The 13,223-nt window shown below is 57.0% G+C and carries 11 protein-coding genes; all 11 read right to left on the bottom strand.

Annotation, left to right across the window (positions count from 1 at the left end):
* Positions 1-30: 30 nt before the first annotated feature.
* Entirely contained in the window at positions 31-1,170 is a 1,140-nt protein-coding gene (locus tag F8561_RS21655; protein WP_032680772.1) for a glycoside hydrolase family 105 protein, read from the bottom strand.
* Positions 1,171-1,174: 4 nt separating this feature from the next.
* Positions 1,175-2,758: an MFS transporter gene (locus tag F8561_RS21650; protein WP_025203842.1), complete on the bottom strand. Its 1,584-nt coding sequence runs from the start codon at positions 2,756-2,758 to the stop codon at positions 1,175-1,177.
* Positions 2,759-3,022: 264 nt separating this feature from the next.
* On the bottom strand, positions 3,023-3,418 hold the full coding sequence (flhE, locus tag F8561_RS21645; protein WP_123266835.1) for a flagellar protein FlhE: 396 nt from the start codon (positions 3,416-3,418) through the stop codon (positions 3,023-3,025).
* Positions 3,415-5,493: a flagellar biosynthesis protein FlhA gene (gene flhA / locus F8561_RS21640; RefSeq protein WP_014170658.1), complete on the bottom strand. Its 2,079-nt coding sequence runs from the start codon at positions 5,491-5,493 to the stop codon at positions 3,415-3,417. The genes flhE and flhA overlap by 4 nt, the downstream gene beginning before the upstream one ends.
* Positions 5,486-6,634, bottom strand: a complete 1,149-nt coding sequence (gene flhB, locus F8561_RS21635; protein WP_014170659.1) for a flagellar biosynthesis protein FlhB — start codon at positions 6,632-6,634, stop codon at positions 5,486-5,488. Before flhB ends, flhA begins: the two co-directional genes overlap by 8 nt.
* 274 nt (positions 6,635-6,908) lie before the next feature.
* Positions 6,909-7,553: a protein phosphatase CheZ gene (gene cheZ, locus F8561_RS21630; protein WP_013096065.1), complete on the bottom strand. Its 645-nt coding sequence runs from the start codon at positions 7,551-7,553 to the stop codon at positions 6,909-6,911.
* A gap of 13 nt (positions 7,554-7,566) precedes the next feature.
* On the bottom strand, positions 7,567-7,956 hold the full coding sequence (gene cheY / locus F8561_RS21625; RefSeq protein ID WP_000763862.1) for a chemotaxis response regulator CheY: 390 nt from the start codon (positions 7,954-7,956) through the stop codon (positions 7,567-7,569).
* Between the two features lie 17 nt (positions 7,957-7,973).
* Complete coding sequence (locus tag F8561_RS21620) at positions 7,974-9,023, bottom strand: protein-glutamate methylesterase/protein-glutamine glutaminase (RefSeq protein WP_014170663.1); 1,050 nt, start codon at positions 9,021-9,023, stop codon at positions 7,974-7,976.
* Positions 9,020-9,886 (bottom strand): protein-glutamate O-methyltransferase CheR, encoded by an 867-nt coding sequence (cheR, locus tag F8561_RS21615; RefSeq protein ID WP_014170664.1) that lies wholly within the window; start codon positions 9,884-9,886, stop codon positions 9,020-9,022. The genes F8561_RS21620 and cheR overlap by 4 nt, the downstream gene beginning before the upstream one ends.
* A gap of 19 nt (positions 9,887-9,905) precedes the next feature.
* On the bottom strand, positions 9,906-11,507 hold the full coding sequence (gene tap, locus F8561_RS21610; protein ID WP_126487935.1) for a methyl-accepting chemotaxis protein IV: 1,602 nt from the start codon (positions 11,505-11,507) through the stop codon (positions 9,906-9,908).
* A gap of 44 nt (positions 11,508-11,551) precedes the next feature.
* Entirely contained in the window at positions 11,552-13,216 is a 1,665-nt protein-coding gene (gene tar, locus F8561_RS21605; RefSeq protein WP_151887928.1) for a methyl-accepting chemotaxis protein II, read from the bottom strand.
* Positions 13,217-13,223 lie beyond the last annotated feature (7 nt).

The following is a 13,223-nucleotide window of genomic DNA, read 5'->3' as shown; positions in this document are numbered from 1 at the left end:
CAAACCCGGCCATCGCCGGGTTTTTTATGTTCAAAAATATTTGCGCAGGTATTCCGTTAAACACAGGATTGCCATGGCCTGTCCATAGGGCATCGACGTGAGTGGGATCTGGCGATAGAACGCCAGATCGCTGCCCATCCCCGTACCGAACGACGTCTGCAGTAACTCTCCTTCTGGCGAAATATTTTCCACAATGCCGCGAATCGCTTTCTCCGCCACCTCAGCATATTCAGCGCCGACATAGCGTTTACGCACCGCTTTCAGAATACCGTAGGCAAAGCCTGCCGTGGCTGACGCCTCAAGGTAGGCGTGCGGATCGTCGAGCAGCGTATGCCACAGGCCGCTATCGTCCTGACATTTGGCGAGGGCCGCAATCTGTGCGTTCAGCACCTGCACAAGGTAGCGACGAACGGCGTTATGTTCAGGCAAATCCACCAGCTCAAGGAAATCCGGGATCACGATGGTCAGCCAGCTGTTGCCTCGTGCCCAGCGTGCCTTCGCAAAGTTATGGTGGCCTTCGTAATTCCAGCCGTGGAACCACAGGCCGGTCTCGCGATCCATCAGGTTTTGCACGTGCAGCAGAAACTGATACACCGCCTCTTCAACGTACTCCGGTTTATTAAGGAGCTTGCCGATTTTCGCCAGCGGCAGAACCGTCATCATCAGCGTGTCATCCCACATCTGCTGAGAATTCTCTTCCGCCAGGGTGATGTGCTGCATGCCGCCATGGTCGGTGCGCGGCATCTCATTCATGGCCCACTCCGCCCAACTTTCCAGCCACGGCAGCCAGGCCGGGTTTCTGGTCTCTTCGTAACGATATGCCAGCGTCAGGAACGGTGACATGGTATTCACGTTTTTGGTGGTCGCCCCTTCCCTGAAACGATCGGCAAACCAGCGGTCAATGATGTCACGCATCGCTTCGTCGCCCGTCTGGCAGTAATACTGCCAGATACCGTATAACCCCACGCCGTGGGTCCACTCCCAGCCTGCCCATCCTTTGGTGTCAATGACCCGCCCGTCGTCCAGGCGCAGTAAAAACTCACCTGTTGTATCGTGGATATTAACGAGGTTATGCGTCACCTTTTCAATCAGCGATTTCAGCTCGTCCCGGGCGATGAAATGCGCAGGCTGACGCAGGAGTGGACTGTGTTTGACCGGCCAAACTTTCATTATCTTAACCTCTGTTGTATGTCGAATTCAGTACCGCGCGCCCCTTCAGCGAAGGTGCCGCAGGCTTATTACGATTCAGATAACCGATGTTGTTATTGCCCCACAGCGACGCATAAGGCATACCGGCCAGCATCTCCACGGTGGCGCGGGCTTCCGGTGTCGCACTCTCAGGAATGGCGCGACCAGACGCGCGCATTTTGGCGGTCTCTTCACGCAGCGTGGTGTGGGTGTGCAAATTGAGTTTGAAACGCAGCGAGACCAGGAAGCCGCAGAACAGAACCAGAAGCGTTCCCACGCTCAGGATCAGCAGAATGGTGTGGCTCACTTCCGCGGGCTGGGTCTTTTGTCCGCTGACAAAGCCGGACATCTGCATCACAATGCCCACCAGCATTACCGCCCCCGCCTGCGAGGCTTTGCGGGTCAGCGTCATGATGCCGGCGAAAATCCCTTCGCGGCGCTGGCCGGTGATCACTTCATCGACATCAGCAATGTAGGTGTAGGTATTCCACGGCACATAGTTGATCCCACCACGTCCCAGTCCGGCAACTGCAGAGACCAGCAATAACAGAGAGTAGATATCACTCAGGCCCGCGTAATACAGCACGGCGTAGGAAAGCGATGCCAGGCCAAACAGCACCACGACCATCCGATAGGACGGCGCGGGTCCGAAGCGAATGCACAGCGGGATCATGGCGATAACCGCAATAAACTGGAAGATGGCCATCGTGCCCAGCAGGCTGGAGGCCATGGATGCTTCCTGCATCAGCACGAAAACCACGTAGTAGGTAAACACGGCATTAAAGACGTCCTGGGCGATATACCCGCCAAGGTACATCCCCAGATGCTGACGAAAAATTCTCACGCGCAGCGTAGAGCTCAACTCCACAAACAGGCGGTTGAGGCTCTGCCCGAGCGACAGTTTCTTCTTCTCCTCTTCGGCACGCAGGGCGGCTTCGCTCCACTCTTCCCGCGGTCGCTCCCAGGTGAAGAACCAGACGAGCATCAGCATCAGCGCGCACAGCACGGAGAAGACCAGGCTTGCATAGAAAAAGGAGACCGCGTTGTCTTTGCCGAAATGCGTGAGCAGGATCCCCGGCAGGAATGAGGCCAGGATGGCAGACATTTGCGCCATCGAGATACGGGCACCTGAGAAGCGGGTTTTCTGTTTAAAGTCATCGGTCATTTCCGGCACCAGCGTTTCGTACGGCACCAGAATCATGGTGTAGACGATATCGAACACCAGATAGGTCAGCAGGTAATACCAGAAACTCATCTCCCCCACCCACATCAGGGAGTAGCTGAATACGCACGGGATCCCCAGCAGAATAAAGAACTTACGCCGACCGAAGCGCTTGCCGAGCCAGGTCGTGCCAAAGTTATCGGTCAAAAAGCCCATCAAAGGGCTGACGACGGCATCCAGTACCCTTGCGGCAGCAAAGATGAAGGTTGCTTCAATCGGGGAGAGTCCACAGAACGTTGTATAAAAATACAAAAGCCAGGCCGCCGTCAGGGCGGTGGTTCCCGCCCCGAGGAAATCGCCTGACCCGTAAGCAAGATAATTTGCGAGTCCAATTTTTCGTGTTTTCATTGCCGTCAACCCTACTCAGTTTTGGGAGACTCCCTGTAAGCAAAATCTGATCCGGGAGTTATTACACGGCTACAGTAAGAGTATCGACCTGGTGATACCTTTCTGTTTTTGCCATCACCGGCAAGCGGCTGGCAAAAATGCAAAGAGTGTCGTTACGCGTGTCACTGATTTATAAAACAGCGTTTCTTTTACATCAAAAGAGGAGGTCATTTTTTGCGAGCCAGCCATCAGAAATGACTGATGGCTGGCGTAGAAAGCGGGGTATTAGCGGTAGTTGACGATGACGGAATTACGTTGAACTTTCAGCGCAGGGATCAGGCGTCCGCCGCCCGGCACTTCCCAGATAAAGCGCAAAGGTTCGACAGCAGGCACGCCGTTGAAGGCCTGAGTGGTGCCATTCTCTCCGTCAATTTCCGTACAGCGTGTCTGGGAGCACAGCCGTACCCGAAGCCCGGCAGGCGTTGGGCCAATAAGCGTGTAGTTCCAGACCACCAGGGTCATCAGACCGGACACCGGCTCAGTCGGTGATAGCGGTCGCGAAGACATGGCGACACCGCGGTTGCTGAGGGTCACGCCAATGCTGCTGGCCTGCCAGGTCCCTTCCCCGGCGGCCTGGGCCACCAGCGGAAAAAGTAAAATCCATAACCACTTACGCATTATTTTCCTCCGATCGTCGCCGTCATACGGATATGACGGTTATCCGACAACTCCATATTCGACAGCACGACCAGCTGGTTCAGGCTACGGCGCAGGAAGCGCGACAGCAGCGGACGCAGCGCATGGTTCACCAGCAGAACCGGTGGCGCACCCAGCATCTCCTGACGCGCCAGCGCCTCTTGTGTTTGCTCCAGCAGACGGTCGGCCAGGCCAGGTTCCAGCCCTCCACCGCCCTGCAGAGCCTGCAGCAGCAGACGTTCAAGCGGCGTATCGAGGCCGATAACCTGCACTTCCCCGGTGCCCGGGAACCACTGCTGCGTGATCGCCCGCCCCAGTGCCACGCGCACCACCGCCGTCAGTTCGTGCGGATCGCTTTGCAACGGTGCATGCTCGGCGAGGGTTTCCAGAATGGTACGCATATCGCGGATCGGCACTTTTTCCTCGAGCAGGTTTTGCAGCACCTTGTGCAGCGTGGTCAGCGTCACAACGCCTGGCACGAGATCTTCCGTCAGCTTCGGCATCTCCTGCGTGACGCGATCGAGCAGTTGCTGGGCTTCCTGACGACCAAACAGCTCTGCCGAGAATTGTCCAATCAGATGGTTCAGGTGGGTCGCCACCACGGTACTCGCCTCCACCACGGTGTAGCCCTGAATTTGCGCCTGCTCTTTCAGCGCGCTTTCAATCCAGATGGCAGCCAGGCCAAAGGCCGGGTCGATGGTTTGCTCGCCCGGCAGCGTACCCGCCGCGGTGCCTGGATTAATGGCCAGCCAGCGGCCTGGATAAGCATCACCGCTGCCAATCTCTACGCCTTTCATCAGAATACGATAGCGCGCAGGCGGCAGATCCATATTGTCGCGGATGTGAACCACCGGCGGCAGGAAGCCCATGTCCTGGGCGAATTTTTTACGGATGCTGCGGATTCGGCCCAGCAGTTCGCCATCCTGCTGGAAATCGACCATCGGGATGAGGCGATACCCTACTTCCATTCCCAGCGAGTCTTCCAGTTGAACGTCGTTCCAGGTCGCTTCCACGGCCTGCGTGTTCTCCGGCATTTTTACCGGAGCAGGTTCCGCTGCCGGGGTCATCTCACGGCCACGCATCCACCAGGCAAGACCCAGCAATGCCGCAGTGAACAGCAGGAACACCAGGTTTGGCATTCCCGGCACCAGACCGAGCAGGCCCAGCACCGCGGCGGCCAGCAGCATCACGCGCGGGTTGCTGAAGAGCTGCCCGACCATCTGCTCGCCAACATCCTGATCGGTACTGACGCGGGTCACGATAACCCCCGCCGCCGTTGAGATGACCAGCGCCGGGATCTGAGCCACCAGACCGTCACCAATGGTCAGCAGCGTATAGCTTTCCGCCGCGTGGCCCATGTCCATACCGTGCTGCAGCACGCCCACCAGCAGGCCGCCGACCACGTTAATCACCATGATCAGGATGCCCGCAATGGCATCACCGCGAACAAACTTACTCGCACCGTCCATTGAGCCGTAGAAGTCAGCTTCCTGCGTCACTTCCGAGCGGCGCTTTTTGGCTTCATCTTCGGCAATAAGCCCGGCGTTCAGATCCGCGTCGATGGCCATCTGCTTGCCCGGCATCCCGTCAAGCACAAAACGCGCGCCCACTTCCGCGATACGTCCGGCACCTTTGGTGATAACCATAAAGTTAATGATGACGAGAATGACGAACACCACGATACCGATGGCAAAGTTACCGCCGACCAGGAAGTGGCCGAATGCCTCAACCACTTTACCCGCCGCGGCAGCACCGGTGTGGCCTTCCATCAGAATGATACGGGTTGACGCCACGTTCAGCGCCAGCCTTAACAAGGTGGTAAACAGCAGAATGGTCGGGAATGCGGCGAACTCAAGGGTGCGCTGGGTGAACATCGCCACCAGCAATACCATAATGGACAACGCAATGTTGAATGTGAAAAGCAGGTCGAGGATGAACGCCGGAAGCGGCAAGACCATCATCGACAGAATTAGCAGGATGAGAATCGGTCCGGCAAGGATCTGCCATTGCGTCGATTTCAGGTTGCCGGGCAGGCGCAACATTGCCACCAGATTAGCCATCAGTGTCCTTCTCGTTCATAAAATCCAGCGCGTCAGGCACCGGAAGGTTCTCAGGTTTCACTGGCCGTTGACCGCCAGCCAGACGCCAGCGTTTCAACTGCCATACCCAGGCCAGCACTTCCGCCACCGCGGCGTAGAGTTGTCCTGGGATCTGTTGTCCAATTTCCGCATGGCGATACAGCGCTCGCGCCAGCGGAGGCGCTTCGAGTATGGGCACCCGGTTTTCGGTACCAATTTCACGAATACGCAGGGCGATGAGCCCCGCCCCTTTCGCCACCACTTTCGGCGCGCTCATTTTGTTTTCGTCGTACTGCAGCGCAACGGAATAGTGTGTCGGGTTAGTCACAATGACGTCGGCTTTTGGCACATCTTCCATCATCCGTCGACGGGCGGCAGCACGTTGCATCTGGCGGATACGCCCTTTCACGTGCGGGTCACCTTCCATCTGCTTATATTCATCCCGAATATCCTGACGAGACATGCGCAGTTTCTTGAAGTGGCTGTAAAGCTGGAAGATAACGTCAAAACCCACCATGGGAATAATGCTGAGCACCACCAGCAGGGCACAGAGCCCGGCCAGGTTCAGCGCATTGCTCATCGCGGTTAACGGCGATTCGCTGATAAGACGCATCATTTCCGGCCAGTGGTGCCACAGAAAAAAACCGCCGGTACTGCCCATCAGGACCGATTTCAGAATCGCTTTAAGCAACTCCGCACCGGTTTGCGCCGAGAACATTTTCGCAATCCCCGGCAGCGGGTTCAGTTTCGAAAACTTGGGTTGCAGCGATTTCCCGCTAAACACCAGACCGCCCAGCATTACGGGCGAGACCAGCGCCACCAGCACGACGCCGGTAATCAGGGGCAACAGCGCAAGCATGGCATCTTTAACGAGCAGGATTATCTGGCTGAGGATCAGGTTAGGGTCGTTGACCATACTGTGGTCAAAACGTAGGCCAGCCGAGAGCATTCCCGCCAGTTTGCGGGCGAGCGCCTCCCCACCCCACCAGATAATGCACACGCCTACGATGAGGATCAGCAGGGATGTCAGTTCTCGGGATCGGGGGACCTGCCCTTCCTCACGCGCTTTTTCTAGTCGGTGGGGTGTGGGGGCTTCCGTTTTGTCGTCGTTCTCTTCTGCCACAGTGCCTGCTCGCAGCCCATTTAGTCAGGGGTATCATGCCAGCCTGACCTTTCATCAATGGGTTGAAAAAACCCAATAACCGGGTTCTTTTAGCCAGTTCAGCGTCGGAGCAATCGGGTGATGAGTAAAAAACGGCAAAAAAATTTGAGATAGCGTTTGGCAACACTGTCAGCAAGTAGGGCGTGAGCAAGGGCCAGCCACCCCAGCGTTATGCACTCAAAATTAAGCGGCATACCCTCAGGTTGCGCACGCAACCTGAGGGTCATCACCTCAATCAGAAACCAAGGCTGTCCAGCAGATCGTCTACCTGATCCTGGCTTGCCACAACGCCCGCTTTGGTGGCGTCGAGCTGTGGACCGTTGAGCAGGCTTTCGTTCTCGCGTTTTGGACGAGCGGCCGGTTCCGGAATGTTCTCCAGCAGCACCATCAGCAGCTGACGTTCAATTTCCTGAATCACATCCATCATGCGCTTGATAACCTGGCCCGTGAGGTCCTGGAAATCCTGCGCCATCATGATGTCCAGCAGCTGCGCGTTGGTAAAGCTGGTGTGGCCCGGCACATCGCCCAGGAACTGACGGGTATCCGTGACCAGCTCGCGGGCATCCGCCAGCTCGATTGGATTCTCAAACCACTCATCCCAGCGTTTGGTCAGCGCTTTCGCGCCTTTCTCCATCGCATCCTGATGCGGTTGTGACGCTTCAACGCTGTTCAGCGCACGTTCAGCCGCCTGAGCGGTCATCTGCACAACATAGTCCAGACGATCGCGGGCATCCGGAATGGCTTCCGCCGCTTCGGCAATTGCCTGGTCCAGCCCCAGTTCACGCAGGCTGTCACGCAGCATGCGTGTCAGGCTGCCGATGCGGGCAATGATATCGCTGGGCGAGTGTTCTTCAACGGGTTTCATAGCAGGTTGCATCATCATAACCAACACCTCACATGCCGAGTTTCTCGAAGATCTTACCGAGCTTCTCTTCCAGGGTGGCCGCAGTGAACGGCTTCACAACATAGCCACTAGCGCCCGCCTGTGCTGCGGCAATAATGTTCTCTTTTTTCGCTTCTGCGGTCACCATCAGAACCGGCAATGACGCCATTCCCGCGTCCGCACGGATGGTTTTCAGCAGTTCCAGACCGTCCATGTTTGGCATGTTCCAGTCGGAGATAACAAAACCAAACCCGCCCGCCTGCAGTTTGTTCAGCGCATCAACGCCGTCTTCTGCTTCTTCAACGTTGTTGAAGCCCAGCTCTTTCAGCAGGTTGCGTACGATACGACGCATGGTGGAAAAGTCATCCACAACCAAAAACTTAAGCTCTTTATCCGCCATAAAATAATACTCCTGAGTCAAATACGTATTGCCTGTCCGGCACTGATTTTCGCCAGCATTTGCTGGCTTACCTGGCTAAGATCGACCACTTCGCTCACGCCACCCATATTGATGGCCTCGCGCGGCATGCCGAACACCACACAACTTGCTTCATTCTGCGCAATCGTCCAGGCGCCAGCCTGGTGCATTGCAAGCATTCCGGCGGCACCGTCGTTACCCATCCCCGTCAGGATCACCCCAACGGCGTTGCGCCCCGCATGTTTCGCCACCGAATGAAACAGCACATCCACCGACGGACGGTGCCGGTTTACCGGCGGCCCGTCATGAATTTTGATTTGATAGTTAGCGCCACTGCGCGCCAGCTCCATATGCTTGTCACCCGGGGCGATATACGCATGGCCGGGGAGTACGCGCTCACCGTCTTCCGCCTCTTTCACGCTGATCTGACACAGCTTGTTCAGACGCTCGGCGAACGAGCGGGTAAAGCCTGGCGGCATATGCTGCGTGATCAGAATACCCGGACTTGACAGCGGCAATGGCTGGAGTACATGACGAATTGCCTCTGTTCCCCCGGTTGACGCCCCAATCACCAGCAGTTTTTCTGAACTGAGTAAAGGACCGGCCTTCAGCGTTACCGGTGCATCCATCGGTTTGTGCGCGGCAAGCTTCGCACGTGACGCGGTGCGGATCTTCTCGGCGATCATTTCGCTGTACGCCAGCATCCCTTCACGAATGCCAAGTTGAGGTTTGGTGACAAAATCCACCGCCCCTAACTCCAGCGCACGCAGGGTAATTTCAGATCCTTTTCCGGTCAGGGATGAGACCATCACCACCGGCATGGGCCGCAGGCGCATCAATTTTTCCAGGAAATCAATGCCATCCATGCGCGGCATTTCGACATCCAGCGTTAACACGTCGGGGTTATATTTTTTAATTAAATCCCGCGCTACCAGCGGATCAGGCGCTGTCGCCACCATCTCCATGTCGCTGTGGCTATTGATAATTTCAGTCATGATCTGGCGCATCAGCGCAGAATCGTCGACAGACAACACCCTGATTTTACTCATGCTTTTTCCTTACTCAGCGCATATACCGTTTGCCCACGCAGGCTAAACTCACGCACGAGGTTGCTGAAGTTTTCCGAGTGCCCGGCAAACAGTAAACCGTCAGGCTTGAGCAACGGAACAAACCGACGCAGAATGTCCTGTTGCGTCGTTTTATCAAAATAGATCATGACGTTACGGCAAAAAATAGCGTCGAACGGCCCCGGCACGTTGTACTGCTTATCCAGTAGGTTAACGGGCGCGAATTCGACACAGTTCGCCAGCTCCTGGCGCACGCGCACCAGGCCTTCATGCGGGCCGGTCCCGCGCATGAAGTAACGCTGCAACTGCTGAGGTGACAGCGTTTTCAGTTCATCCTGGCGATACACGCCGTTGCGTGCCTTTTCCAGCACTTCGGTATCAATATCACTGGCGTAGACTTTCCAGCGTCCAGGCGCCATGCCCAGCGTGTCGGCAAGGGTGATCGCCAGCGAGTACGGCTCTTCCCCGGTTGAGGCGGCCGCACTCCAGACGCGATACTCCCCGCTGCGGCGACGCGCGTGCTCCGCCAGGACCGGGAAGTGGTGAGCTTCACGGAAAAATGCGGTCAGGTTGGTGGTTAACGAGTTAATAAAAGCCTGCCACTCTGCGCTGTTCTGGTTCGCTTCGAGCATGCTCAGATAGCGACCAAAATCGTCCAGCCCCAGCGTACGCAAGCGCCGCACCAGACGGTTGTAGACCATGTCTCGCTTATGATCGGCAAGCACAATCCCCGCACGCTGGTAGATTAACTGACATATCCGACGAAAATGCGCGTCGGACAGCGCGAGGCGCTGTGTCATCTGCAACAGTAATGACGTTTGCCCTGGGGGCATTGGTGATGTCATAGCGCCTTCTTAATTACATTCAGGATACAACTGGCACGGCCTGCGACCGCCCGACTTCTGTTACTGCTTCAACGTGCTCTTTCACATTAAATACCGCGACCAGCCCGGTCAGATGATCCGCCTGGCTGGCCAGCTGATCGGTTGCCGCTGCCGCTTCCTCCACTAACGAGGCGTTTTGTTGCGTGACCTGATCCATCTGGCTTACCGCCTGGGCCACCTGCTCAATTCCGCGACGCTGTTCATCGGACGCAGAAGCAATCTCGCCCATGATGTCGTTAACCCGCGTAACGGAGGTGACGATTTCGTGCATGGTTTTCGCCGCCGTGTCCACCAGGGCAGAGCCTTGCTGGACGCGCGAAACGGACTCTTCAATCAGTCCTTTAATTTCTTTCGCGGCGTTGGCGCTGCGGCTCGCCAGATTACGGACTTCACCGGCCACAACCGCAAAACCACGCCCCTGTTCACCGGCTCGTGCCGCTTCAACGGCCGCGTTCAGCGCCAGAATGTTGGTCTGGAACGCAATACCGTCGATCACGCTGATGATGTCACCAATTTTCTGTGAACTGGCGGCAATGTCCTGCATTGTACTGGCCACGTGAGAGGCCTGATCGCCCCCTTTCTTCGCCGTCATCGCCGCCTGTCTGGACAGGTCAGACGCCTGACGCGCGTTATCCGCGTTCTGGCTTACCGTCGCGGTGAGCTGCTCCATGCTGGCAGCCGTTTGGGCCAGCGAAGCTGCCTGCTGCTCGGTACGCGACGAGAGATCGTTATTACCTGCCGCAATCTCCGAGATCCCGGTGTGCATGGCATAACTGCCCTGTCGCACATCGGAGACCGTTTCCCGCAGGGCGCCCTGCATCGCCTTCAGGCTGGCAAAAATCGCCGAAATTTCGTTCTTGCCGTACACCGCCACCGGACGCGCCAGGTTACCCTTCGCAATACTGTCGAAGTGGCTGCTGACGATCGCCAGCGGTTGCACAATCATTCTGCGCGACCAGTACAGGGCACCGCCGGTCAGCAGCACCGCCAGAATCACCACCACGGCAAAAATCACGCCTGACATATGGTAGTTTTTACGGCTGTCATTCCCGGCGCGTTGGACAAACTGGTTAATGTTCTGCTGCCAGGCATTAAAGCTCGCATCAAACGCCGCCTGGGACGCCTGGACTGGCGCGGTCATAAAGTCCGAGAGCTGGTTGTTCTCAAGCCAGGTCGCCTGGTGCTCCAGGTCGCTGTGCCACTGATCAAAACGCTTCTTCATCGCGACTTTCAGCGCTTTCACTTCCGCGCTGCCGGCGTCCTGTGCCGCGAAGGCGTTAAACTGCGCGTCAGCCAGCTTCAGGCTGTCGCGCGCGGTCACCATCAACGCCTTGATGTCATCCGGCGGATAACTCAGGGCGGTTAAGGTTCCCGCTTTGTTCAGCGCCGTGCTTGCCTGCAACAGTACGGCGCGCGTCTGTGCCACGGCGGCGCGCTGCTGGTTACTCGCCTCAACTTCCTGCAAATTCTGATAGCCATCGCGAAACGCCCAAAAAGACAACCCGTTACTGCCAACCTGCAACACACCGCAAAGGATCAGAATCAAAAACAGTGTGGTCGAGATACGAATACGATTTAACATCCACGCTCCCATCATGCGGCAAGCAGCCGCGGTTTAAATGTCAGTCAAAATGTTTCCCAGTTTTCATGTCCGGTCGTCGCTGCAGGTTTACGGGTCGCTGCCGCTGCTGCGGCAGGCGCGAGATACGTTGCTTGCGGGGTGACCGTGTTTCCAGCGAGTGAAGCGAGACGAAACGCCGAGACGGCCATCTTCAGACGGCTTGCCTGGTCTTCCAGCGCAGCGGCCGCCGCAGCGGACTCCTGCACCAGCGCGGCGTTTTGTTGTGTCACGCGATCCATTTCCGATACCGCCAGAGCGACCTGGTCGATACCACGACTCTGCTCATCCGACGCAGAGGCGATTTCACCCATGATGTCCGTTACGCGGGTAACGGCATTCACGATGTCATTCATGGTTTCCCCTGCGCTTTCTACCAGCACGGAGCCGGTATCGACGCGGGAAACGGAGTCTTCAATCAGGGCCTTGATCTCTTTCGCCGCGTTGGCACTGCGGCTGGCAAGGTTGCGCACTTCCCCGGCCACCACGGCAAACCCGCGCCCCTGCTCGCCCGCACGTGCGGCTTCAACGGCGGCGTTGAGGGCGAGGATATTGGTCTGGAAAGCGATGCCGTCGATAACGCTAATGATGTCGGCGATTTTCTTCGAACTGTCGGCGATTTCGTGCATGGTTTTCACCACGCCGTCCACCACGCGACCGCCTCGCTGCGCCGTTTCGGACGCGCTTTCCGCCAGCTGTGAGGCCTGACGGGCGTTGTCCGCGTTCTGCTTCACGGTCGCGGTAAGTTGCTCCATGCTGGCGGCGGTCTCTTCGAGCGCCGACGCCTGCTGTTCGGTGCGCGACGACAGATCGTTGTTGCCCATCGCAATTTCGCTGGTACCGGTATAAATCGCTTCCGATCCGTTACGCACGTTGGCGACGGTCTCAATTAGCGAGCGCTGCATATGATCAACGCTGTTTGCCAGCTCGGTAATTTCATTGCGCCCGGAAACGGTCAGCGTTTTGGTCAGGTCACCACCGGCAATCTCGCGAATGTGGGCAATGACGCGACCGAGAGGATTAAGCAGGATGTGGCGAATGCCATACCACACGCCCACCAGCACGATGACCAGCGCCAGCGCCATGACGGCCATCTGCCATTTGGCAAAGCGGTAATCATTCTGGCTTTGCGTAAAGGCCGAGTGATACAGGTTGCCACTGGCTTTGGCATATTCCCCGAGTGCCGCACCGAGGGCGTTTTGCATCCCCTGGGTAGGCTGCGCGAAATACGCGTCCATGTTGCCGCTTTCCAGGAACTGAATAAGCTCCGTCAGACCGGCATAGTAGGCGTTGTACTTTTCATCGATATTCTGGCTCACCTGCGCCATGGCAGGCTGTGGCGTGATTTTCTTAAAGGCGTCGTAGTGTTTCGCGGCGTCAGCAAGGGTCGCCCGCGCATTTTTCAGCAGTTCCGTTTTCGCACTGCTCTGCTGATTATTTGGATCCATCATCATGCGGGCGGAAGAGCGGCTCAGGTTGATACGCGTTTGCAGCATCAGATCCCACGTCGAGGTCAGTTCACTCTGCTGTACGCGGAGATCGTTCGAGGCGGCGAAACTGTCCTGGTTTTGTTTAAGTGACGAGAAAAAAAGCCCGCCGGAGGTAAGCTGAAGAAGTGCGAAAATGACCAGCACCATCATAAGCATTGTGACAACGCGGATACGGTTCAACATACAACAC

The organism is Enterobacter sp. 198 (assembly GCF_009025585.1).
Lineage (GTDB): Bacteria > Pseudomonadota > Gammaproteobacteria > Enterobacterales > Enterobacteriaceae > Enterobacter > Enterobacter ludwigii.
The sequence above is the reverse complement of the archived record's forward strand: the minus strand, read 5'-3'. Positions and strand labels throughout refer to the sequence as shown.